Below are 22151 nucleotides of genomic sequence, written 5' to 3' on the forward strand. Positions count from 1 at the left end.
GAACATGACGTCGCACGAGGAGATCATCGTCGGTCGCTGGGATCCAGAGAGCGTCGCGCAGTCCCACGCGTTGTCGGTTCTCCTTGGCGACTACCACCGCCAGACCGAAGCGGAAAAGGGGGCCGCGGTCGACTCCATCGATGCGCTGCCGGCGCGATATCGCAGAGAGGTTCTCGATCCCGCTGCCGCCTTCGCTCGCGATGTCGTGCTGCTGGCACACCAGGGGGACCAGGCGGCGGGGTGCGTCGTGATCACCGATGCAGGGGACCGTCGCCTCGAGATCAAGCGCCTCTGGACCGCGCCGGAGTTTCGTGGACGGCGCGTGGCCTCGACGCTGCTCGCCGCGGTTCACGGGCACGCGGCGGTGGTGGGGGCCGACACCCTTCGACTATCGGTGTGGGAGTGGCGGGCCGACGCGATCGGGCTCTACCGGAAGCAGGGTTTCACCGACGCTCAGAGCTGGGAGACTCGCGACGGGCTCATCTGCATGACGCGCCCGGTGTAGTCGCTTTCAACGACTGCAGTCGGCAATGATCCGCCCCGCGTTGAGCTCGACAACACGGTCGGCCGCGGCGGCGACGCCGCCGTCGTGAGTGATGCAGAGCACGGTCGCGCCGCGAGCGGCCTCAGCCGCGAGCAGCCGCGACAGGTGCTCGGTGCTCTCGCCGTCAAGGCCGGCATCGGGCTCGTCGAGCAGGAGGATGTCGGGGCGCTGAACCAGGGCCTGAGCCAGCAGCGCACGCTGGCGCTGACCGCCCGAGAGTGACGCGAACGGCCGCTGCTCCCACCCATCGAGTCCCGCCTGAGCCAGCGCAGCGCTGATCGCGGCACGGGCGTGCGAGCGCCGCACGCGCGTGCCGGCGCGCCATGTGCCGATCCGCACGACCTCGTCGACGGTGAGGGGGAGTCCCGTCAGCCCGTCGATGCGCTGCACGACGAGCGCGACGCTGCCGCGGCGCCGTATGGCGCCGACGGTCGGCTGGCGCGTGCCGGCGACGATCTCCACGAGGGTCGACTTCCCGGATCCGTTCGGCCCCCGTAGAACGGTGACGGCACCGGGATGCAGATCGAGAGTGATGCCGCGGAGCACCTCGCCGCCGTCGTATGCGAAATGCACGTTGTCGAGAGAGAGGGTGGCGTCGAGGGACCGGGTGAGGTTCGGAAGCGTCATATCCTCATGCTAGCTTGTTGAGAACGGTTCTCATTATCAACAACGAAAGTGGTGAGGCGTGGCCTGGTTGTTCGATCCTCTGTCGGTGCAGTTCCTGCAACGCGCGCTCCTGGGTGGAGCGCTCGTTGCCGTGATCTGCGGCGTGGTCGGCACGTGGGTGGTCATTCGCGGAATGGCCTTCCTCGGGGAGGCGATCGGTCACGGCATGCTGCCGGGTGTCGCGATCGCCACGGTCGCCGGAGCGCCGGTTCTGCTGGGTGCCGCCGTGGCGGCAGCTGTCATGAGCGCCACCATCGGGCTGTTGCAGCGCCGAGGACGTCTCTCGTATGACACGAGCATCGGCCTGCTGTTCGTGGGGATGCTGTCGCTCGGGGTGATCATCGTGTCGCACTCCAGGAGCTTCGCGACCGACGCGACCGCTCTGCTGTTCGGTGACATCCTCGCGGTCGGCGCGACAGACCTGATTCCCCTGGCGAGCGCCGCTGCCGCGACCATTCTGCTCGCCGCGGTCTTTCACCGGTCCTTCGTGGTCGCTGCCTTCGATCGCCGCATCGCGCATGTTCTGGGTCGGCGCCCCACGGTCGCCCACCTCGTCCTGGTGGCGCTTGTGACGCTCGCCGTGGTCGCGTCTTTTCCCATCGTCGGGTCGCTGCTGGTGGTCGGTCTGCTTCTCGCGCCCGCCGTGGCGGCGCGGCCGTGGACGCGGACGATCCCGGCGACGATGGTCGTCGCCTCCCTCTTCGGTGTCTTCGCGGTGTTCCTCGGGCTGTTGGTCTCCTGGCACGCCGGAACCGCGGCAGGGTCATCGATCGCTCTGACCGCGGTGGTGCTGGCCTTCGTCTCCGGCGGTGTCCGCGCGGGGATGCGGCGTCGTCGACCGAATCAGTCCGTCGTGCGCGCCGAGCCGACCATGCCCGCCCACGCCCGCATCGAGGTGATCGCATGACGCGTCGTTCGACATTCGCCGTGTGCCTGCTCGTGGTCGGGGCGCTGTTCACCGGGTGTTCCTCGGCGACGCTCTCCGCGACGACGTCCCCGACGGCGGCGGCACCCACCGGGCACGGCGCGATCGCGGGAGCGGCGGAGGTGGCCGAGCCGCCCCTGCAGCTCTTCACCGTCGACGCCGACGGCGCGACGGGAGTTCTCGACCTCCTCGACGGGACTACGGCGCGTATCGACGGCGTTGCTGCGCCGGAGGCTGTCGCGACCGATGGGCGCTACGTCTTCATCTCCACAACCCAGGGTGTGCAGGTCGTGGATTCCGGGGTCTGGACATGGGACCACGGCGATCACTTCCACTACTACCGCGCGCCCTCGCGGGTGATCGGCGTCGTTGCGGGTTCCGGTCCTGCGACAATCGCCACGGGACCCCTTTCCACGGCTGGTTCCACGTCCATCGTGTTCTCCGGCAGTGGCGAGGCGGTCCTGCTCGACAACGCCTCCCTCGCACGCGGCGAGATCAGGGAGACGTTCCGCATCGATGTGGCCGCCCCCGTCGTCGCGGCACCCCTGGGAGACGGCGCGGTGCTCGCCCGCGCGGGGCGCGTGGAGATCGTCGACTCCGCCGGCGAGACCATGACCGCGGACACCGCGTGCACGACACCGTCGGGATCCATCGCAACGCGCGCCGGGCTCGTGATCGGATGCGCGGAGGGTGCGGTCGTGATCGCCTCCGCCGCAGCGGCCCCCGAACTCGTACCGATCCCGGCCGGTGCGCTGGCGCCGACCGCGTTCGACGGGCGCAAGGGACGTCCGACGGTCGCGGCGATCGCGCCCGGAATCGGCTTCTGGCTGCTCGACGCCCGCGCGCGCAGCTGGGAGCTCGTCTCGAGCGCTGCTGATCTCACGCGCGTGGTGGCCGTGGACGACGCGGAGGGCCATGTCGTCGCCGTCGACGCGGAGGGTCGCGTGCGCGTGTTTCGTGGCACAGCTGAGATCGCGGTCACCGAGCCGCTGACGGCCGATCCCACAGGCGCCTCGATTGTGGTCGACGGACAGCGGGCCTACCTGAACGACGCGGCCTCTGGTGTCGTGCATGAGATCGACTACGCCGACAACGCACGGGTCGCCCGCACGCTGAAGACGCCGACCACGCCCGCCTTCTTCGCGGAGGTGGGACGGTGAAGCGCCTCCTCCTCGCCCTGGCCGCGATCACCGTCGCCCTCACGGGGTGCTCGTCACCGGCGGCGGAGGACCGCCCCCGGATCGTGGTGACCACGAACATCCTGGGCGATGTCGTGCGAAACCTCGTGCAGGACGAGGCCGAGGTCGTCGTGCTCATGAAGCCCAATGCCGACCCGCACTCGTTCGAGATCTCCGCGCAGGAGGCGAAGCTGCTGCACGACGCGCAGCTCGTGGTCTCCAACGGCCTCGGGCTCGAAGAAGGACTGCAGCGCAACCTCGATGACTCGACCGCCGGCGGAACGCCACAGTTCGTCGCCGGGGACGTCATCGACGTCCTCGCGTATGCCGCAGACGACGGAGGATCTCCGGCGGCAGATCCGCACTTCTGGACCGATCCGGGGCGGATGATCGACATGATCGACGCCCTGCAACCGGTCTTGATCGACACCGTCGGACTGCCGGAGACCGCGATCGCCGCCAACGTCGCCACCTACCGCGACGAACTGGCGACGCTGGAAGCCTCGATGGCGGAGCAGTTCGCGACGATTCCCACGGAACGGCGCGCCCTGGTCACGAATCACCACGTCTTCGGATATCTCGCTCAGCGCTTCGACTTCCGGGTGGTAGGCGCGATCATCCCCGGAGGGACCACCCTCGCGGCTCCCAGTGCCGCGGACCTCCGGGACCTGACGGGCGCGATCACCACTGCAGGCGTCCGTACGATCTTCGCCGAGTCGTCGCAGCCGGATCGTCTCGCTCAGGTGCTCGCATCGGAGGCCGGCCTCGACATCGAGGTGCGCGAGCTGTTCACCGAATCACTCACGGAACCCGGCGGCGGGGCCGACACCTACCTCACGATGATGCGCGTCAACACCGACCGCATCACCCAGGGCCTCACTCGCTGAGGCATGACAAGAAAGAAGAAGATGCACAACAAGCACTCCACACGTGTCGCGGTCGCGGCGCTCGGAGCGACCCTGCTGGCAGCACTGACCGCGTGTGCGGGCACCGCTTCGGCGGAATCCGCACCCGCCAGCTCGACACCGGCGGCTGCGGAGACGACCGACCACGCGGACCACGCGCACACGCACGCGGAGTCCGGCCGCGTCGTGGTGACGTATGAGAACGGCATCGCCGTGCTCGACCCGCACACCCTGGAGCCCCTGGCTGAGATTCCCACCGAGGCGTTCACCCGCGTCAACTCATTCGGCGACGGGCGGACGGTGGCCGTCACCACCACCGAGGGCTTCCGCTTCCTCGACACGGCGGAGGGGGTGCTCGCCGATCCGCTCGTTCCCGCCACCGCGGCCGGACACGTCGTGGTGCACGACGGCAAGACCGTGCTGTTCGACGACGGCACGGGAACCACCACGGTGTTCGACACCGGCGCGTTCGACGCGGGATACGACGCGCTTCCGGCGTCGACCAGCTACACCGCGCCGGCCGCCCACCACGGCGTCTCGATCGTCCTCTCCGACGGCACGCTGCTCACCACAGTGGGCGACGAGAGCGGGCGCACGGGTGCCGTGGCACTCGCCGCGAAGGGGGACAGCTGGGAGGAGATCGCGATCACCGATCAGTGCCCCGGGATCCACGGTGAGGGAACCGCGCAGAACGAGGCGGTCGTGTTCGGATGCGAGAACGGTGCACTGGTGTACTCGCAGGGTGCGTTCGAGAAGCTCACTGCGCCGGATGCCTACGGCCGCATGGGCAACGCCTTCGTCTCCGAGACGAGTCCCATCGTGGTCGGCGACTACAAGAACGATCCCGATGCCGAGGGCTACCTGCTGGAAGCCGTGACGCTGATCGACACCGAGAAGGGGGAGTACCGGGTCGTCCCCCTGCCCGACAACGTGCGCTACACGTTCCGTGATATCGCTCGCGGTCCGGACGACCTGGCGTACATCCTCAGCACAGATGGTCAGATCCACGTGCTCGACCCGGAGAACGGCGAGATCCTGCGTGCCTTCTCCGTCGTCGCGCCCTGGCAGGGACCGGCGCAGTGGCAGGACCCGCACCCCGCGATCAAGGTGGACGGCGACATCGCCTACGTCACCGAGCCCGCCACGCGCGCCGTCCACGCTGTGGATCTGGCCAGCGGCGAGACGATCGCGACCACCACTCTCGATCACGCGCCCAACGAACTGGCCGTCGCCTCCGACTGACCCCCGTTCGATCGAGCGCACACCATGAGGTGCGCTCGGGCGGAACCCGCCGATCCTGTGCGAACACTGGTTCATCGCACAGCCGATCGGCGGGTTTCCGCGTGGAAGTGCCGGGTAGGGTGAGAGGCGTGACTGCGTCTGCGACCCCCTCCACACCCGCGTCCGAATCCGACGATCTCGCGGCCGACCTTCGTCTGGCGCTCCGACTCGCCGACGCCGCGGATCGCGTGGCGATGTCGCGGTTCGATTCCGCGGATCTCGACGTGCAGGCCAAGCCCGACGCCACCTTCGTCACCGATGCGGACATCGCCACGGAACGCGCCATCCGCGAGATCCTCGATGCGGAGCGGCCGCACGACGGAGTGCTGGGCGAGGAGTTCGGTGTCAGCGGCACGTCGTCGCGGCAGTGGATCATCGACCCGATCGACGGCACGCACAACTACCTCAAGGGCATTCCGATGTGGGGTGTGCTCATCGCCCTCGCTATCGACGGAGTGCCGCAGGTCGGTGTGGTCAGTCAGCCGGCGCTGGGACGACGCTGGTGGGCGGCGACCGGACACGGTGCGTGGACGGCCGGCGCGGAGGGCGATCGTCAGCTCCAGGTCTCCGATGTTGATGACATCGCAAGCGCCAGCGTCAGTTTTCAGAGCATCGCTCAGTGGGACGAGGTCGGTCGTGCCGATGACCTGCTGCGGCTGACGCGTGCCGTCTGGCGGGACCGCGGATACGGCGATGTCTGGCCCTACATGCTTCTCGCGGAGGGACGCCTCGAGTTCGTCGCGGAGTTCGATGTCAAGGAATACGACATCGCGGCGATCGTGCCGATCGTGCGAGAGGCGGGCGGCCGGATCACCGACATCGACGGCGCGGACTCCATCTCGTCACGTTCCGTGCTGGCCACCAACGGCGTGCTGCACCAGCCGTTCCTGGACTTCCTCGGAAGCGCGGATTGATGGCGGCGCGGTTGCTGCGTGTCGGCGTCCTGGTGGCCGCTGCCGCGGTGCTCGCAGGGTGCACTCCCGCGGCCTCGGAGGGCACCACGGCGGCGTCACCTCCCGCTTCCGCCAACGCGACCACACCGGTGGCCGAATCCAGCGAACCGCCCGCGGAACCGATCGAACTGACCTGCGAATCCATGCTCTCCGACGGACTGGTGGCGGGGTACACCGCGCAGGGCTGGACCGCCGTCAGCAATCCGCTCTACATCGGCTCGACACTCATCCCGGACGGGATGTCGTGCACCTGGGGCAACCATGCCGGGGAAGGCAACGACGTCGCTCAGGTGTTCGGGTACGGGACCCTGACGCCGGAACTTGCGACGCAGGCACAGGCGGACCTCGCGGCTCAGGGGTGGGTCACGGAGGAGGACCCCTCCGGCGTGCTCGTCACGGAACCCCGCGACGGAGCCCTCATCAAGGACGCCGACGGATACGGCATGAGCTACCTCTTCGGCGATGGATGGGTTCGGCTTGCGGACACCCGCGAAGCGCTGATCCTCGTCGTCTGGCCGCGCTGATTCAGACTCGCCCGTGCAGCCGCGCGGTGCGCCAGCGTGAGGCGGCGTGCAGGAGAAGCCCGGCGAGGATCGCGGCGCTGAGCGGCGGAACGGTCGCGGACAGCCCGACGGCCGCAGTCGCGAGCACCGGCCCGAGTGTCCAGATCACGCGGTTGGCGGCTGCCATGTCGCCGAACGGCGTCACGATCGGCGCGAGCATGGCCACCGGGAGCGGCGGCTTTCGTGCGTCGGCGATGCGCGCCGTGAGCGCCGCTGCACCTACAAGGGGCACGCAGACGACGGCGCCCACGGCGACGATCCCCGCGAGCACGAGTACCCCGGTCACGACGATCGCAACGACCAGAACAGCCGCGGGCGCAACAAGATGCAGCGCCAGCAGCGCGAGCGGAGATAGCCCGTAGAGCGCTGGCGCGTCGGAGGCCTCGGCGGCGAGCCGCGCCCCGTCGGTGAACGGACCTGCTGCGGCGTAAACGATCACCGCCGCCGGGACAGCGAGCCAGCCCAAGCCCGGAACCGGCAGCGCGAACATGCCCAGAACGGCAGCGCACCCCAGCCCAACCACGGCGACGACGAGACGTCCCGGAGTGCGCGTCCACCCCACAACGTCGCGCCGAAGGAATTGGAGCGACAGAGCGTTCCGGGCCTGCCTCGCGCTCACCGCGAGCCGCCTCCGACCGGCATACGGTATGCCGCGCGTGGCATCCGCCACCGCCGCCGTATCGAGCAACACCGCGCCGTCGATCGCGCTCTCACGTCGTTGGGCCGTGCTCACCAGCGCTGCCGAGTGCAGAGAGTTCAGCAGCGCAGGAATTGAGCTCAGGGCAGCCGCCGCGAGCACCACGGCCACAGCCACGGCGCTCGCCCAGAGGTTGTTGGTTCCGGCCATGAGCGGCGGCGCGGGAACGAATCCGATCCCGATCGCGGCGACCACGATCGCGGCACCGATCAGCGGCGCGGCGCGAACGAATCGCTGACCGGCGAGTGAGCCGACCCCCGAGACCACACCGAAGAGGATCCCGACAACCGACCATCCGATCGCTGGTGCCAGCTCCAGGGCGCCGGCGGAAACCAGTGGCCAGGCCCACGCGGCGGCGACCGAACCGACGATCGCACCAGCGAACGCGCACACGCGCACCACAGGCCCCCCGAACGCGCGTGGGCGGGAGAACGGCGAGTCTGCGAGGAGAGCGGTCATCAGCGGTGTGCGTGCGGCGGGACCCGCGGTGGCGCCGATGATCAATGCCGCACCGACGGCGAGCAGAGCCAGTGCCGGAACGACACTCATCGGTACCGCCGCCAGCATCGGCAGCACGGCAGGATCGACGAGCACGATCCACACTGCGCGCACGGCTGGCGCGGCCACGACGAGTATCACCAGAACACCCAGGTAACCGGAGTAGAGGTGGTCGCCCACGGTTCGCTCTCGCGTCCGCGCGCGACGGAGGACCGGTCGCAGTCGGGCCGTCATCGGACCGGCTCCGCCCGTTGTGTCATCACAGCGCTCATGTCGCGATCCGCACGACGACGTCTGCTGCCTGTTCGACGTCGTCATCGTGACTCGCGATGAGGAACGTTGTGCCCGCGCGGCGACGCGCGTCGATGTTCGCGATGAGCCGGTGGCGCCGGTCGTCATCCAGACGCTGCTCCGGTTCGTCCAGGATCACGATCTCCGCGGGTCGGATCCAGGTGGTCGCCAGATGGAAGAGGCGGCGCTGCCCACTGGAGAGTTCGTGCGGGAATCGGGTGGCGAGCTCTTCGATGCCCCAGCGCGCCAGCTCCGTGTCGGCCGCGACCTCTGGGGCGGCGGAAGCCCAGGTGAGCGCGATGAGGCTCAATTGCTCCCGCACGGTGAGATCGCGAGCGATAGGTGGTGGATCCAGCAGCCCGGCGACCCGTTCGCGGAACTGTCGCGAGCGATCATCGGCTTCCTCGTCGGCAACGCGCACCGTTCCCTCCGTGGGACGGCGACGCCCCGCAACGAGGGTGAGCAGTGTCGTCTTCCCGGAGCCGTTGCGCCCGCGCAGCACGCAGACGGCCCCGCGCGCGACATCCAGGTCGGTCGGGGGAAGGAGGGTGATCCCGTCCAGGGTGACGGTTGCCTGCTCCGCGGTGATCATGTCTCCATGCTGTCATCGGACGCCGCTCGCTGCTCGTGCCCGTCCGGTGCGGCGCGGTTCGGACACGCGGATGGCCCCGACGGACGCGCCGTCGGGGCCATCCGAACACCTCAGTTGGCGTCGCCGATCGCGACGGCCTCCGCCTCCTCCGTGGCGTCGACGCCGCGCATGTCCACACGCGCCAGCCGGGAACGTCCGACCAGCAGCACGAGCGCGGCGATGATCACCACGATGCCGGCGAACACGTAGGGGAGCCAGTCGCCGGCAAGACCAGCGAGCGCAGCCGCCAGCGGCGGAGCGACCGCGCCGCCGAGGAAGCGCACACCGGAGTAGGACGACGAAGCGACTGACCGCGGGAGGTCCGTCGCCTCCATGACGGCCTCCGTGAGAGTCGTGTTGACGACGCCGAGCAGCAGGCCACCGATCACGATCACGACGATGAGTCCCGTCGAGCTCTGGATCGCCAGCGCTCCGGCTGCCAGATCGATCGCGAGCAGCACGAAGGTGGCGATCAGCACGGTGGTGCGGCGGAAGCGCTCCAGCAGGCGCGGTGCGAGCCACACGCTGGTGACGGCGAGGGCGAGTCCCCAGCCGAAGAACACGTATCCCATCTGCATCGTCTCGATGCCGAGAGCGCTCAGTACGAGGGGGGAGAAGGCCAGCAGGATGAAGAAGCCCATGTTGTAGAACAGCGCGGCGATGGCGAGGAGGCCGAGCGCGGGCTGTGCCAGCGCGCGGAAGGGCGCACTGATGCTGACCGGCTTCGGCTTCTCCCCGTCGCCACGCAGCATCGTGATGATCGCGATGAACGCGACAGCCATGAGGATCGCGACGCCGGCGAACGGGCCGCGCCATCCGTAAAGGTGCCCGAGGAGTCCGCCGAGGAGCGGACCGATGGCGATGCCGACGCCCAGCGCCGCCTCGTACAGGATGATGGCCGCTTCGCTGCCGCCGGCTGCGGCCCCGACGATCGTGGCGAGAGCGGTGGAGATGAAGAGGGCGTTGCCCAGCCCCCATCCGGCGCGGAAGCCGATGACGAGATCCACGGTGCCGCTGAGCGAGCAGGCAAGAGCGAACACGACGATCACGGCCAGGCCGATCAGCAGGGTCTTCTTCGCGCCGATCCGGCTGGACACCCAGGAACTGAAGAACATCACGATGCCGGTCACCGCGAGATAGCTGGTGAACAGCAGCTCGGTCTGGACCGGGGAGGCGTGCAGATCGGTGGCGATCGAGTTGAGGATCGGGTCGACCAGACCGATGCCCATGAAAGCGACGACCGAGGCGAAAGCGACAGCCCAGACGGTCATGGGCTGTTTGAGGAGGGACTGCTTGTGAGCAGTACTCATCGATGGGACTCCTGAGTTGATGCGATGCGAGAGGCGAGGATCTCGGAGGCACGGCGAAGCGTCTCCCAGTCCTCGTCGGGAAGATCAGCGAAGAACGGGCTGAGGGCCTCACCGAGCTGCGTCTGCCAGGCCTCGAGCGCGCTGCGCCCGTCGGAGGTGACGGAGATGAGGTTCGCGCGGGAATCGGACGGATCCTCTTCGCGCGCCAGCAGGCCGGCCTCGGTCATCGTGCCGATGAGCCGGGTCATTCCCGGCTGCGTGACGCGGCTGAGGCGGGCCAGCTCGCCGATGCGCTGCGGGCCTTCGCTGATGAGGATCGCGAGGGTGCGCCACTGAGCGGCGGGCGTCTCGTTCTTCGTCGTCACGGCGGCGATCCGCCCGAGGGCGGTGGCCGCACTGACGATGCGGACGATGTCCTGCGTGTTCCTCATCGGTAAAGCATAACAGAGATATATAACGCAGGTATGTATTACGGATGAGGACGACTGGACAGGATTCCGGTGAGCTGATGCGCGTGTGACAGGAGGGCCCGTCCCAGCATCGGAAGGCGATCGGCGCCGAAGCGGAACTGCACTCCCGTCAGACTCAGCGCCCACGCCGGTCGGCCGTCGGAATCGAACACCGCGGCGCCGATCCCGTAGCTGCCCTCCACGATCAGGCCGGGGTTGAGCGCGTAGCCGCGATCACGCGTTTCGGCGATCCGAGTGCGCAGCTGGGCGACGCTGTGCGCGGCTCCGTAGCGCGCACCGAGATCGCCCGCCGAGCTCAGGTACGCCTCGCATTCGTCCGCGGGCAGGAAAGCGAGGATGGCGAGCCCGGCGGATGCGACGCCCAGGGGGAAGCGGACGCCCTCGCTCAGCACGAAGCTGCGGATCGGGAAGCTGCCGTCCTCGCGCACGAGGCAGACGGTCTCATCCCCTCGACGGACGGAGAGGAAGGCGCTCTCCTCGGTGCGCGCCGCCAGGGATCGGACGACGTCACGGGCGAGAGCGGGCACCGAGTAGCGTGCGGCGGCCACGGTACCCATGAGATAGAGCTCCGGGCCGGCGAGCCACGCGCCGGACTGCTCGTGGCGATCCACGAGTCCCTCCGCCTGCAATGCGGACAGCAGGCGATGTGTGGTCGAACGGGTGAGATCGGCAGTGCGAGCCAGCTCCTGGACGGAGGCGCCGCTTTCACCGGCTGCCGTGACGAGGCGAAGCAAGCGCGCCGCTCGGGCTATCGACTGTGTGCCGGGGATGACCGTCTCGGTGTTCATAATGTGGACACTAGCGTCCAAACTCTCCACATGACAGGCGGCCGTCTTTCGATGCGGCCCGGACAGGCGCAGGCTGGAGGGGTCCGCGTTTGCGGTGTGAGGCGAGGAGGCCCGGTGATCGACAAGCAGGTGCCGTCGGCTGCGGAAGCGGTGGCGGATATCACGGACGGTGCGAGTATCGCGGTGGGGGGATTCGGGCTCTCCGGCAACCCGATCGCGCTCATTCAAGCGTTGCTGGCGCAAGGAACCTCTGGGTTGAGCGTCGTGTCGAACAACTGCGGTGTCGACGACTGGGGCCTCGGTGTGCTGCTGAACGCGCACCGGATCCGCAAGATGACCTCGTCCTATGTGGGCGAGAACAAGGAGTTTGAGCGGCAGTTCCTGACGGGCGAACTGGAACTCGAGCTGACCCCGCAGGGCACGCTCGCAGAGAAGCTGCGCGCGGGCGGTGCCGGAATCGCGGCGTTCTTCACGCAGACCGGGGTCGGAACGCAGGTGTCCGAGGGCGGGCTGCCGCGCCAGTACAACGCGGACGGCAGCGTCGCCGTGGCGTCGCCCGCCAAGGAGGTGCGAGTGTTCGCTCCGAGCGGCGTCGAGCGTGAATACGTGCTGGAGGAGGCGATCACGACCGACTTCGCCCTCGTGCACGCGCTGATCGGCGACCGCCACGGAAACCTCGTGTTCCATGAGGCCGCCCGCAACTTCAATCCGCTCGCCGCCATGGCCGGTCGGATCTGCATCGCGCAGGTGGAGCGTCTGGTGGAGCCGGGGGAGATCGATCCCGATGCGGTTCACCTTCCCGGGATCTACGTCCACCGCGTGCTCGAGGTGGGCACCGACATCGAGAAGCGCATAGAACGACGCACCGTCCGGGAGGGGAACTGACATGGCGCTCACACGCGAAGAGATGGCGGCGCGTGCCGCACGCGAGCTTGCCGATGGTTCCTACGTGAACCTCGGCATCGGTCTGCCGACGCTGGTGCCGAACTACGTCCCGGACCATGTCACCGTCGTCCTCCAGTCGGAGAACGGGATCCTCGGCGTCGGCCCCTATCCCACGGCAGATGCGGTCGATCCCGACCTCATCAACGCCGGAAAGGAGACGGTCACGGTGCTCGCCGGGGCGAGCTTCTTCGACTCTGCCACGAGCTTCGGCATGATCCGCGGGGGCAAGATCGACGCCGCGATCCTCGGCGCGATGCAGGTGTCCGCCACCGGCGACCTGGCCAACTGGATGATACCGGGGAAGATGGTCAAGGGCCCCGGTGGCGCCATGGATCTGGTGCACGGCGCCGCGCGGGTGATCGTGCTGATGGAGCACGTCGCCAAGGATGGATCGGCGAAGATCGTGGATGCCTGCACGCTGCCGTTGACCGGCCGTGGCGTCGTGGATCGGATCATCACCGACCTGGCCGTGATCGACGTCACTGCCGATGGACTCATGCTCGTGGAGCTGGCACCTGGCGTATCGGTCGACGACGTCGTCTCGGCGACCGAGCCGCCGCTCATCGTGCCGGAATCTCTGTCTGCCTGACTCTTGACCGCGTGAATCCCTGTTCTTCTGAATCCCTGTTCTTCTGAATCCCTGTTCTTCTGTATCCGTGAGGATGGAATCATGAACCCCACCGATGTCGTCATCGTCGCCGCCGCGCGCACCCCGCAGGGGCGTCTCAAGGGTCAGCTCGCGTCGTTCACCGCCCCGCAGCTGGGCTCGCTCGCGATCCGGGGCGCGCTCGAGAAGGGCGGGATTCCGGCCGACGCCGTCGACGCGGTGATCATGGGCCAGGTTCTTGCTGCTGGCTCCGGGCAGAACGCCGCCCGCCAGGCCGCGGTCGGCGCGGGCCTCGGCTGGAACGTCCACGCCTCGTCCGTCAACAAGGTGTGTCTGTCCGGCCTCACCGCCGTGATCGATGCCGCTCGCATGATTCGCTCGGGCGACGCCACCGTGGTCGTGGCCGGCGGCATGGAGTCCATGACCCGCGCACCGCACCTGCTGATGGGCTCGCGTGACGGATGGCAGTACGGCAGTGTCGAGGTGCTCGATCACATGGCCTTCGACGGTCTCACCGATGCCTATGATCGCGAGAGCATGGGGCTGTCGACCGAACGCCACAACCCACGTTTCGGTGTGGATCGGGAGGCGCAGGATCGCGTGGCCATGCTGTCGCACCAGCGGGCTGCGGCGGCTGCCGATTCCGGGGTCCTGTCTGGCGAGATCGTGAGCGTCGAGGTGCCGCAGCGCAAGGGCGAGCCGGTGCTGGTCACGACGGACGAGGGCGTTCGCCCGGCGACGACGATGGAGACGCTGGCGGGCCTGCGTCCCGCCTTCAGCGCGGACGGGCAGATCACAGCGGGCAATTCGTCGCCGATCTCGGACGGTGCCGCGGCCCTGATTCTCACGTCTCGCGAGCACGCAGCAGCACAGGGGTGGTCGATTCTTGCGGCGGTCGGGGCGAGCGGACAGACGGCCGGGCCGGACAACTCCCTCCAGCTTCAACCGGCGGACGCGATCGCGAAGGCGATGTCGAAGCAGGGGATCACGGCGGACGATGTCGACCTGTTCGAGATCAACGAAGCCTTCGGTGCCGTGGTAGCGGCGTCGCAGCGTGCGTTGGGTGTGGACGAGGATCGCGTGAACATCCACGGCGGCGGGATCGCCATCGGACATCCGATCGGTGCCAGCGGCGCGCGACTCGTGGTGCACCTCGCGCACGAGCTCGCGCGGCGCGGCTCCGGCACCGGTGCTGTGGGCCTGTGCGGCGGCGGGGGACAGGGCGAAGCGCTCATCCTCACTCGCTGAGGGTGCCTAAGCTGAGGGCATGGTGCAGATCCGTGCGGTGTCCCTGATCGATGAGCCCGCGTGGCGTGAGCTGTGGGCGGGGTACCTCTCGTTCTACGAGACCGAGATCGACGAGGCGACCACGGCATCGACCTTTGCACGCGTTGTGGACGGGCGACAGATCAAGGGGGCGATCGCGTGGGACGGGCAGACGGCTGTCGGTCTCGTCCACTGGCTCACTCATCCCGCCACGTGGTCGGTACGCCCCTACTGCTATCTCGAAGACCTGTTCGTCTCGCCGGCTGCCCGCGCCGGCGGTATCGGCACGGCCTTGATCGAGCACGTGACGACGTGGGCACGTTCGAACTCCTGCCACAAGGTGTACTGGCTCACGGCCGAGGGTAACGCCACGGCGCGATCGCTCTACGACCGCGTTGCGCGGGATACGGGCTTCGTCCAGTACGCGATCACGCTCTGAGCCTGACAGTGGGGTCCTCGCGAAGTTCTCCACAGATCTCTGCGAATCGAACAAAAATACGAATGAATGCCTCACGCTGGAGGCATGACATTTGATAGCGAAGCCGATGAACGTCGAGCCGCCCGGGTCAGAGGCGCGAACCAGCCGGCCGCCGAGCGGTCGGGCCGCATGCGTCCTCAGCACACCGCCGGCCACATGCTCGGCCCTTGGCTGGCAACGCCGGAGGTGCTGAACTCCTACATCGATGCGATCGCCGCTGTCACGCGTTCACGCGCCGCCGCCGACGCGATGGAAGCCGCCATGCTCGCGGATCTCGTTGCTCTGTCCGGCGCCTCGGGGGAGACCTCGAACGGCGACCTCGGTCTGCGTGCACTGGCCGCCGAGGTAGGAGCAGTGATCCATGTCAGTGATCGCACTGTTCAACGACGCATGTCAGACGCCTACCAACTCGTGCAGGAGTTTCCTGCGGTGCACGCCGCGCTGTCGGCGGGTGACATCCTGATGGCCCACGCACGAGAGGTTGTCGGTGCCGGCTTGCCGATTCCTGCGGGACCCGCACGCGAGAAGTTCATCGAGCGCGCCCTGATGCTGGCTCGCGTGGAGTCACCGAACCGACTGCGCGGAATGCTGGCCGGTGTGGCGGAGGAAGCGCACGAGGTCGGCATCGCCGAGCGTCACCGTGTTGCCAGCAAAAGTCGAGCGGTGTGGGTCACGGACGACCACGACGGCATGTCCACGCTTCACGCGTGTCTTCCGTCCGTCCTCGCGCACGGCGTGAAGGACCGCCTCGACCAGATGGCGCACGGGCTTCGCACGCAGTATGCCGGTCGGCGCAAAGACGCCGAGCGAGACGCACACGACGATGAAGCCCTGCACCGGGACGAAACTCCGTACGAGGATGTGCGCACCGTCGACCAGATGCGCGCTGACCTTCTTGCAGACCTGCTGCTCACGGGCACGCCGACGAGCGTGGATTCGGCGATCGGGTCGATTCGCGCCACCGTGGCCGTCACGGTCCCAGCACTCACCCTGATGGGCGTCACCGACACTGGCGCAGAGCTCGACGGAGCCATCCCCATCGACGCTGAGACAGCGCGACAGTTGGCTGGTGGAGCCCCTGGATGGGATCGGCTCCTGACGGACCCCATGCATGGCGGAGTCTTAGCGACGGATCGCTATCGGCCCACCGCGGAGATGAAGCGTTTCCTCACGCATCGTCATCAGCACTGTCGGCATCCCGGGTGTCGGGTTCCGGTTCGGTACACGGACATCGACCACAACCAGGAATGGGCGGATGGTGGAAAGACCGACGTTGCGAACCTCGCGCCGTTGTGTCGCCGACACCACACGCTGAAAACCAGCGCCCACTGGAGCATCAATCCGCTCGCGGGAGGCGATCTGGAGTTCGTCACCGCGCTTGGCCGTTCCCACCTGGAGATGCTTGCACCGAGGGCGGTCGGGTTTTCGCCTTGCGGTCCCGAGGTGGATGGCGAGTGGGCAGGAACGGACGAGAATCAGCGCCCGCCACACCCTGACCACCGCGATGAGACGGCACCGCCGTGGTGAGCCGACGCAATGCGAGTCGCTTGCTCCGCGACCGAGGCTCAGCGGAAGCGCTTGAGCTGGCGGCGTTCTTCCTTCGAGGCCTCCGGGTGGGCGACGATGTCGCCGCGCGATTCGCGCCGAACCTCCACGATGGTGCCAATCGCGAGGGCGAGTGTGAGGCCCCACGAAAGCCACGCGACCACCGTGCGCCAGGTGAACTGTTCCTCGCGCGTACCGCGCAGCAAGGAATAGCCGCTCGTGATCGCTCCGATGATCCCCGTGCCGAACAGATACTTGCGCATGCCACAAACTTATCGGCTGAGGCGGGAAATCGGGGCGGAACACCCGCGAGACCGTGGGCGCTGTGCAGGCCTCGCGGGGCAGCAAGGCGAGCACCGGAGTACCCGCGCATGGATGTCGAGATGCGTATGCATAACACAAGTCGGTCGCCGTCGCCACCCGTCCGTGCATCCACCAAACCCTGCGACTCTCGCACTAGCCTGGGGGAGTCCGCGCATCCGAGACCATCAGTCAGGAGGACCGCGTGCCCAAGCCGGAGCTCGTCGTCGTCGCCAACCGTCTGCCTGTCGATCGCATCGTCGAACCAGATGGGTCGACCCACTGGCGTACGTCCCCCGGCGGCCTTGTCGCGGCCCTCGAGCCGGTCATGAAGACCGTGAATGGGGCGTGGGTCGGGTGGCCCGGTCGGGCTGATCTGGACCTCGAACCGTTTGACGCGGACGGGATCCGGCTGCTTCCCATCACGCTGAGTGAGGCGGACGTCGCCGACTACTACGAGGGCATGTCAAACGACACGTTCTGGCCGCTGTATCACGACGTCATCGCCTCGCCGCGATACCGGCGTGTGTGGTGGGACGCCTACGTCCGGGTCAACCGCCGCTTTGCGACCCGTGCCGCTGAAGCCGTCGCTCCCGGCGGCACGGTGTGGGTTCACGACTACCAGTTGCAGCTGGTGCCGCAGATGGTACGGGAGCTGCGCCCCGACGTGACCATCGGCTACTTCCATCACATCCCGTTCCCGGCGAGCGGCATCTACATGCAACTGCCGTGGCGTGTGCCGGTGCTGCGCGGACTCCTCGGCGCCGACGTCATCGGATTCCAACGCCACAGTGACGCTCGCAACTTCCAGACCACCGCGCATCGACTCCTCCAGGTCGAATCCCGCGCGTCTCATATCACCGTCCCCACCGAAAACGGCGGCACGCGCACCGTGCTGGCGAAGGCGTTTCCCATCTCGATCGACACCGCCAGCTATGCGGAGCTCGCGCACCGACCGTCCGTTGTGGCGCGCGCCCAGGAGATTCGCGAGAGCGTCGGCAATCCGCGCTGCATCCTTCTGGGCGTGGACCGGCTGGACTACACCAAGGGCATCCGCCACCGTCTGAAGGCATTCGGTGAGCTCCTCGGTGACGAGCGACTGAGCGTTGCCGATGCGACCCTCATCACTGTCGCCAGCCCGTCGCGCGAGGGCGTCGATGCGTACGCAGATCTGCGGGATGAGATCGAGCTCATGGTCGGTCGGATCAACGGAACCTACGACACCCTCGATCACACCGCCATCCGCTACCTTCACCACTCGTACCCCAAGGAGGAGATGGCGGCTCTGTATCTTGCCGCTGACGTGCTGCTCGTGACAGCCCTGCGCGACGGCATGAACCTCGTTGCCAAGGAGTACGTGGCCGTGCGCGACGACGACCAGGGAGTACTCGTCCTCAGCGAGTTTGCGGGCGCTGCCGATGAGCTCTCCAGTGCGGTGCTCGTCAATCCCCACGACATCGACGGACTGAAGGATGCCATCATGACGGCGGTGAACATGCCGAGCGCCGAGCAGCGGCGCCGCATGCGCTCCATGCGACGCAAGGTCCTCAAGCACGACGTGCAGGCCTGGTCAGCCTCGTTCCTCTCCGCCATGGAGAAGGTGCGCGCGGGAGAGTCGGCATGACGCCGCGGATCATCGAGGAGGTGCGTTCCATCGCCACCACAGAAACGCTCCTCGTCGCACTCGACTTCGACGGCACCGTCTCTGAGCTGGCCGATGATCCGATGTCGGTGCGCGCGATCCCGGAGGCGACGGCGGTGCTCGATGCCCTCAGTCGGATGGACGACACGTACGTGGCATTCGTGTCGGGCCGATCCCTGCGGGATCTGCAGATCATCACCGAACGTCCGCCAGTCTCGCCGATCCTGCTTGCCGGCTCCCACGGCGCGGAATACCTGCTTCCGGCAGCCCTCGCGGACGGCGAGGAGGGCGCGCTGGAAGAGCCGGCGGATGCGCCGCTGCTGCGGGATCGTGCGATGAGCGCTATCGCGGACCTGATGGGGGCCCGCATCGAGGAGAAGAGCGCCGGGTTCGCTCTCCACACTCGGCTTGCGGCACCCGCGACCGCCCACGAGGCCGGGCGCCGCATCGACGAGCTGATGGCGGATTCGGGCTGGCGCCGCCGTGAGGGACACGACGTGATCGAGTACGCGTGGCGAGACGAAGGCAAGGACGACGCCGTCGCCCACCTGCGCGAGCTCACGGGCGCGACCGCCGTGCTGTTCGCGGGAGACGACGTCACCGACGAGGACGCCCTGCGTTCGCTGCGCCCCGACGACCTCGGCATTCGCGTCGGCGGTGGCGACACGGCAGCGCGACTGAGTGTTTCGGACCCGGCGGAACTCGCCGTGGTTCTGAACGTGATCGCGTCCATCCGCGCGCATCGCGACGTCTGACTCTGGTCGCATCCGACGCGGCGGTGCGATGTGTTCGCGCTTGACCGCATGGCACCGCGCGGCCGGTGGCGGGCCGTAGACTCTCCGTATGCCCGCCGCATCGCCCTCGGACGCACCCCGTGCGTCCGATCGATGCGTGCCGTGGGGACGCGGTGTCGGGCAGAACGCGAATCATGTACTACGCTTGATGCACGCTCACCCCGATGTCGGCACAACCGGACCCGGAGCTGGGCGCAGAGCACTCGATCAGGCGATTGTCTTTCCCCTGTTCGTGCGCGATGGTGATCTGAATCGGGTCGATATCGCGGCTCCCTCCCCGGATTCACTCGTCGGGGGAGACGAGCTGGGCTCCGGTGAGTCTCATCGGACGCCGAAATATCCGCGCTCCACCCGACGCGTCCAGGCCACGTCCTCCGGCCCGCCGCTGACTCCGTTCAGCCGCCGCTGCAGCTGACGGCCGCACACTCTTTCTCATCCGCACACAACACACAAGGAATGCATCATGTCCGACGCCTCCGCCTCGGCCGTTCCCCGGCCGCCAGCTCGCACCGCCACTGCGCCCGTGCTCACGGGAGCTGAAGCTGTCGTCCGCACTCTCGAGCTTCTCGGCGTCACGGACGTCTTCGGCCTTCCCGGCGGTGCGATTCTCCCGGTCTATGACCCGCTGATGGACACGACCAAGATCCGCCACATCCTGGTCCGCCATGAGCAGGGTGGCGGACACGCCGCTGAGGGCTACGCATCCGCGTCCGGCAAGACCGGCGTCGCCATCGCGACCTCGGGCCCCGGTGCGACCAACCTCGTCACCGCGATCGCCGACGCCTACATGGACTCCGTGCCCATGCTCGCCATCACGGGACAGGTTTTCTCGACCCTGATGGGAACCGACGCGTTCCAGGAGGCGGACATCGTGGGAATCACGATGCCCATCACCAAGCACTCGTTCCTGGTGACGCGTCCCGAGGACGTTCCGGGTGCCATCTCCGCAGCCTACGAGATCGCCTCGACCGGTCGTCCCGGCCCCGTGCTGGTAGACATCACCAAGGATGCGCAGCAGGCGGAGGCACCGTTCATCTGGCCGCCCAAGATCGACCTCCCCGGTTACCGCCCGGTGACCAAGGCGCACGGCAAGCAGATCCAGGCCGCCGCGCAGCTGCTGACCGAGGCGCGCAAGCCCGTGCTCTACGTGGGCGGTGGCGTGATCCGCGCTCACGCCGCTGAGGAACTGCGCACGCTCGCCGAGTCGACGGGTGCGCCGGTGGTGACCACGCTGATGGCTCGCGGTGCATTCCCCGACTCGCACCCGCAGCACCTCGGCATGCCGGGTATGCACGGCACGGTCCCCGCGGTACTCGCGCTGCAGGAGTCCGACTTGATTGTCGCTCTGGGGGCTCGCTTCGACGATCGCGTCACCGGCAAGGCCGAGCTGTTCGCCCCGCACGCGCAGATCGTGCACGTGGACATCGACCCCGCCGAGATCGGCAAGATCCGTGCGGCCGACGTGCCGATCGTGGGCGATGTCCGCGACGTGCTGATCGACCTCGACGCAGCCTTCCGAGGCCAGTCCGGCGGAGCGAAGCCCGACATCGAGGAGTGGTGGAGCTACCTGGACGGACTGCGCGCGGAGTTCCCGCTGGGATTCGCTCCCACGAGCGACGGCCTGCTGTCGCCGCAGTACGTGATCCAGCGCATCGGAGAGCTCTCCGGTCCCGAAGCCGTGTATGCGGCGGGCGTCGGTCAGCACCAGATGTGGGCCGCGCAGTTCATCAAGTACGAGCGTCCCAACTCCTGGCTGAACTCGGGCGGCGCCGGCACCATGGGCTACTCGGTGCCCGCTGCCATGGGCGCGAAGGTCGCTGAGCCCGACCGCGTGGTGTGGGCCATTGACGGTGACGGCTGCTTCCAGATGACCAACCAGGAGCTGGCCACCTGCATGATCAACGAGATTCCGATCAAGGTGGCTGTGATCAACAACTCCTCCCTCGGCATGGTCAAGCAGTGGCAGACGCTCTTCTATGACGGCCGCTACTCCAACACCGAGCTGAACACCGGGCACGCGAGCATCCGCGTCCCGGACTTCGTGAAGCTCGGTGAGGCCTACGGCGCGCTCGCCATCCGCGTGGAGAAGGAGGACGAGGTCGACGCCGCGATCAAGCTCGCGCTGGAGACCAACGACCGACCCGTGGTCATCGACTTCGTCGTCTCCAAGGACGCCATGGTGTGGCCGATGGTCCCGCAGGGCGTCTCGAACAGCTTCATCCAGTACGCCCGCGAGAACGCGCCTGCCTTCGACGAGGAGATCTGATCATGTCGAGCCAAGCGCTGAATGTCATCCAGTACGCACGCGAGAACGCGCCTTCCTTCGACGAGGAGATCTGATCATGTCGAGCCATGTGCTGAGCCTCCTGGTCGAGGACAAGCCCGGTCTGCTGACTCGTGTCGCGGGGCTGTTCGCCCGCCGCGGCTTCAACATCCAGTCCCTCGCCGTGGGCGTCACCGAGGTGCCGGGCCTGTCCCGCATCACGGTGGTGGTCGACGTCGAGAGCCAGCCGCTGGAGCAGGTGACCAAGCAGCTGAACAAGCTGGTCAACGTCATCAAGATCGTGGAGCTGGAGCTGACGGCCTCCGTGCAGCGCGAGCACATGCTCGTCAAGGTGCGCGCCGACAACAGCACCCGTTCCAACGTGCTCGAGGTGGTCAACCTCTTCCGCGCCCAGGTCGTCGACTACGCGCCCGACGCGGTGGTGGTCGAGGTGACCGGTGACTCGGGCAAGGTGGACGCCTTCCTCCGCGCTCTGGAGCCCTTCGGCATCAAGGAGCTCGCCCAGTCGGGTCTGCTCGCGATCGGCCGCGGTGGCAAGAGCATCACCGAGCGCGTGCTGCGCGGCTGAGCAGCCGACGGCCATCCCACAC

23 protein-coding genes are annotated in these 22151 nt (G+C 67.9%); 16 read left to right on the forward strand and 7 right to left on the reverse strand.

Translation table 11 applies throughout. The annotated features are described in order from the left end of the window. Window positions 1-4: 4 nt before the first annotated feature. The gene (locus ABTV68_RS08060; RefSeq protein WP_433677110.1) at window positions 5-505 is read left to right on the forward strand and encodes a GNAT family N-acetyltransferase; all 501 of its coding nucleotides are present in this window, start codon (window positions 5-7) and stop codon (window positions 503-505) included. Between the two features lie 6 nt (window positions 506-511). Here ABTV68_RS08060 and ABTV68_RS08065 read toward each other — a convergent pair whose 3' ends face one another. Further along, window positions 512-1171: an ATP-binding cassette domain-containing protein gene (locus ABTV68_RS08065; RefSeq protein ID WP_433677111.1), complete on the reverse strand. Its 660-nt coding sequence runs from the start codon at window positions 1169-1171 to the stop codon at window positions 512-514. A gap of 85 nt (window positions 1172-1256) precedes the next feature. On the opposite strand from ABTV68_RS08065, the gene aztB reads away from it, so the two are divergent. The 6 genes from aztB (at window position 1257) to ABTV68_RS08095 (ending at window position 6976) form a co-directional block, all read left to right on the forward strand. Then, window positions 1257-2117, forward strand: coding sequence for a zinc ABC transporter permease AztB (gene aztB / locus ABTV68_RS08070; protein WP_433677112.1), 861 nt, complete (start codon window positions 1257-1259; stop codon window positions 2115-2117). After that, on the forward strand, window positions 2114-3295 hold the full coding sequence (locus ABTV68_RS08075) for an ABC transporter (RefSeq protein ID WP_433677113.1): 1182 nt from the start codon (window positions 2114-2116) through the stop codon (window positions 3293-3295). The genes aztB and ABTV68_RS08075 overlap by 4 nt, the downstream gene beginning before the upstream one ends. Then, complete coding sequence (aztC, locus tag ABTV68_RS08080; RefSeq protein WP_433677114.1) at window positions 3292-4200, forward strand: zinc ABC transporter substrate-binding protein AztC; 909 nt, start codon at window positions 3292-3294, stop codon at window positions 4198-4200. The genes ABTV68_RS08075 and aztC overlap by 4 nt, the downstream gene beginning before the upstream one ends. A 3-nt stretch (window positions 4201-4203) precedes the next feature. Next, window positions 4204-5460 (forward strand): zinc metallochaperone AztD, encoded by a 1257-nt coding sequence (aztD, locus tag ABTV68_RS08085; protein WP_433677115.1) that lies wholly within the window; start codon window positions 4204-4206, stop codon window positions 5458-5460. 128 nt (window positions 5461-5588) lie between these two features. Then, window positions 5589-6413: an inositol monophosphatase family protein gene (locus ABTV68_RS08090; protein ID WP_433677116.1), complete on the forward strand. Its 825-nt coding sequence runs from the start codon at window positions 5589-5591 to the stop codon at window positions 6411-6413. Then, window positions 6413-6976, forward strand: a complete 564-nt coding sequence (locus ABTV68_RS08095; protein ID WP_433677117.1) for a hypothetical protein — start codon at window positions 6413-6415, stop codon at window positions 6974-6976. Before ABTV68_RS08090 ends, ABTV68_RS08095 begins: the two co-directional genes overlap by 1 nt. A gap of 1 nt (window position 6977) precedes the next feature. On the opposite strand, the gene ABTV68_RS08100 is transcribed toward ABTV68_RS08095, so the two are convergent. The 5 genes from ABTV68_RS08100 to ABTV68_RS08120 all read right to left on the reverse strand — a co-directional run bounded on the left by ABTV68_RS08100 (window position 6978) and on the right by ABTV68_RS08120 (window position 11700). Further along, window positions 6978-8444 carry a hypothetical protein gene (locus ABTV68_RS08100; protein WP_433677118.1) on the reverse strand — a complete coding sequence of 489 codons (1467 nt, stop codon included), beginning with the start codon at window positions 8442-8444 and terminating at the stop codon, window positions 6978-6980. Window positions 8445-8478: 34 nt separating this feature from the next. Then, a complete protein-coding gene (locus ABTV68_RS08105) occupies window positions 8479-9093 on the reverse strand; it encodes an ABC transporter ATP-binding protein (protein ID WP_433677119.1) in 615 nt (204 codons plus the stop codon). A gap of 110 nt (window positions 9094-9203) precedes the next feature. After that, window positions 9204-10442 (reverse strand): MFS transporter, encoded by a 1239-nt coding sequence (locus ABTV68_RS08110; RefSeq protein ID WP_433677120.1) that lies wholly within the window; start codon window positions 10440-10442, stop codon window positions 9204-9206. Further along, window positions 10439-10873, reverse strand: a complete 435-nt coding sequence (locus tag ABTV68_RS08115) for a MarR family winged helix-turn-helix transcriptional regulator (protein WP_433677121.1) — start codon at window positions 10871-10873, stop codon at window positions 10439-10441. Before ABTV68_RS08115 ends, ABTV68_RS08110 begins: the two co-directional genes overlap by 4 nt. Before the next feature lie 38 nt (window positions 10874-10911). Next, on the reverse strand, window positions 10912-11700 hold the full coding sequence (locus ABTV68_RS08120; protein ID WP_433677122.1) for an IclR family transcriptional regulator: 789 nt from the start codon (window positions 11698-11700) through the stop codon (window positions 10912-10914). A gap of 114 nt (window positions 11701-11814) precedes the next feature. Between ABTV68_RS08120 and ABTV68_RS08125 the strand changes: the two genes are divergently transcribed. The 5 genes from ABTV68_RS08125 to ABTV68_RS08145 all read left to right on the forward strand — a co-directional run bounded on the left by ABTV68_RS08125 (window position 11815) and on the right by ABTV68_RS08145 (window position 16523). Next, window positions 11815-12585: a CoA transferase subunit A gene (locus ABTV68_RS08125; RefSeq protein WP_433677123.1), complete on the forward strand. Its 771-nt coding sequence runs from the start codon at window positions 11815-11817 to the stop codon at window positions 12583-12585. 1 nt (window position 12586) lies between these two features. Continuing rightward, the gene (locus ABTV68_RS08130) at window positions 12587-13234 is read left to right on the forward strand and encodes a 3-oxoacid CoA-transferase subunit B (protein WP_433677124.1); all 648 of its coding nucleotides are present in this window, start codon (window positions 12587-12589) and stop codon (window positions 13232-13234) included. 81 nt (window positions 13235-13315) lie between these two features. Next, window positions 13316-14500: an acetyl-CoA C-acetyltransferase gene (locus ABTV68_RS08135; protein ID WP_433677125.1), complete on the forward strand. Its 1185-nt coding sequence runs from the start codon at window positions 13316-13318 to the stop codon at window positions 14498-14500. 19 nt (window positions 14501-14519) lie between these two features. After that, window positions 14520-14957, forward strand: coding sequence for an N-acetyltransferase family protein (locus tag ABTV68_RS08140; RefSeq protein ID WP_433677126.1), 438 nt, complete (start codon window positions 14520-14522; stop codon window positions 14955-14957). A gap of 84 nt (window positions 14958-15041) precedes the next feature. After that, a complete protein-coding gene (locus ABTV68_RS08145) occupies window positions 15042-16523 on the forward strand; it encodes a DUF222 domain-containing protein (protein ID WP_433677127.1) in 1482 nt (493 codons plus the stop codon). A gap of 38 nt (window positions 16524-16561) precedes the next feature. Here the strand turns inward: ABTV68_RS08145 and ABTV68_RS08150 are convergent, their stop codons facing one another. Beyond that, window positions 16562-16804, reverse strand: a complete 243-nt coding sequence (locus ABTV68_RS08150) for a hypothetical protein (protein WP_433677128.1) — start codon at window positions 16802-16804, stop codon at window positions 16562-16564. Between the two features lie 242 nt (window positions 16805-17046). On the opposite strand from ABTV68_RS08150, the gene ABTV68_RS08155 reads away from it, so the two are divergent. From ABTV68_RS08155 to ilvN, 4 genes are all read left to right on the forward strand, one after another. Then, complete coding sequence (locus ABTV68_RS08155) at window positions 17047-18465, forward strand: alpha,alpha-trehalose-phosphate synthase (UDP-forming) (RefSeq protein ID WP_433677129.1); 1419 nt, start codon at window positions 17047-17049, stop codon at window positions 18463-18465. Next, window positions 18462-19238, forward strand: coding sequence for a trehalose-phosphatase (otsB, locus tag ABTV68_RS08160; protein WP_433677130.1), 777 nt, complete (start codon window positions 18462-18464; stop codon window positions 19236-19238). Before ABTV68_RS08155 ends, otsB begins: the two co-directional genes overlap by 4 nt. A gap of 502 nt (window positions 19239-19740) precedes the next feature. After that, complete coding sequence (locus ABTV68_RS08165; RefSeq protein ID WP_433677131.1) at window positions 19741-21543, forward strand: acetolactate synthase large subunit; 1803 nt, start codon at window positions 19741-19743, stop codon at window positions 21541-21543. A 76-nt stretch (window positions 21544-21619) separates the two neighbouring features. After that, window positions 21620-22129: an acetolactate synthase small subunit gene (gene ilvN, locus ABTV68_RS08170; protein WP_433677132.1), complete on the forward strand. Its 510-nt coding sequence runs from the start codon at window positions 21620-21622 to the stop codon at window positions 22127-22129. Window positions 22130-22151: the final 22 nt, after the last annotated feature.

The sequence above is a fragment of the Microbacterium gorillae genome, from assembly GCF_050990725.1.
Lineage (GTDB): Bacteria > Actinomycetota > Actinomycetes > Actinomycetales > Microbacteriaceae > Microbacterium > Microbacterium gorillae_A.

What these genes read in the sequence shown, in the direction of transcription:
- ABTV68_RS08060 (WP_433677110.1), top strand. Translation starts at nt 5, where the DNA reads ATGACGTCGCACGAGGAGATCATCGTCGGTCGCTGGGATCCAGAGAGC.
- ABTV68_RS08065 (WP_433677111.1), bottom strand. Translation starts at nt 1,171, where the DNA reads ATGACGCTTCCGAACCTCACCCGGTCCCTCGACGCCACCCTCTCTCTC.
- ABTV68_RS08075 (WP_433677113.1), top strand. Translation starts at nt 2,114, where the DNA reads ATGACGCGTCGTTCGACATTCGCCGTGTGCCTGCTCGTGGTCGGGGCG.
- aztD (WP_433677115.1), top strand. Translation starts at nt 4,204, where the DNA reads ATGACAAGAAAGAAGAAGATGCACAACAAGCACTCCACACGTGTCGCG.
- ABTV68_RS08095 (WP_433677117.1), top strand. Translation starts at nt 6,413, where the DNA reads ATGGCGGCGCGGTTGCTGCGTGTCGGCGTCCTGGTGGCCGCTGCCGCG.
- ABTV68_RS08100 (WP_433677118.1), bottom strand. Translation starts at nt 8,444, where the DNA reads ATGACGGCCCGACTGCGACCGGTCCTCCGTCGCGCGCGGACGCGAGAG.
- ABTV68_RS08105 (WP_433677119.1), bottom strand. Translation starts at nt 9,093, where the DNA reads ATGATCACCGCGGAGCAGGCAACCGTCACCCTGGACGGGATCACCCTC.
- ABTV68_RS08110 (WP_433677120.1), bottom strand. Translation starts at nt 10,442, where the DNA reads ATGAGTACTGCTCACAAGCAGTCCCTCCTCAAACAGCCCATGACCGTC.
- ABTV68_RS08115 (WP_433677121.1), bottom strand. Translation starts at nt 10,873, where the DNA reads ATGAGGAACACGCAGGACATCGTCCGCATCGTCAGTGCGGCCACCGCC.
- ABTV68_RS08120 (WP_433677122.1), bottom strand. Translation starts at nt 11,700, where the DNA reads ATGAACACCGAGACGGTCATCCCCGGCACACAGTCGATAGCCCGAGCG.
- ABTV68_RS08130 (WP_433677124.1), top strand. Translation starts at nt 12,587, where the DNA reads ATGGCGCTCACACGCGAAGAGATGGCGGCGCGTGCCGCACGCGAGCTT.
- ABTV68_RS08135 (WP_433677125.1), top strand. Translation starts at nt 13,316, where the DNA reads ATGAACCCCACCGATGTCGTCATCGTCGCCGCCGCGCGCACCCCGCAG.
- ABTV68_RS08140 (WP_433677126.1), top strand. Translation starts at nt 14,520, where the DNA reads ATGGTGCAGATCCGTGCGGTGTCCCTGATCGATGAGCCCGCGTGGCGT.
- ABTV68_RS08145 (WP_433677127.1), top strand. Translation starts at nt 15,042, where the DNA reads ATGACATTTGATAGCGAAGCCGATGAACGTCGAGCCGCCCGGGTCAGA.
- ABTV68_RS08150 (WP_433677128.1), bottom strand. Translation starts at nt 16,804, where the DNA reads ATGCGCAAGTATCTGTTCGGCACGGGGATCATCGGAGCGATCACGAGC.
- otsB (WP_433677130.1), top strand. Translation starts at nt 18,462, where the DNA reads ATGACGCCGCGGATCATCGAGGAGGTGCGTTCCATCGCCACCACAGAA.
- ABTV68_RS08165 (WP_433677131.1), top strand. Translation starts at nt 19,741, where the DNA reads ATGTCCGACGCCTCCGCCTCGGCCGTTCCCCGGCCGCCAGCTCGCACC.
- ilvN (WP_433677132.1), top strand. Translation starts at nt 21,620, where the DNA reads ATGTCGAGCCATGTGCTGAGCCTCCTGGTCGAGGACAAGCCCGGTCTG.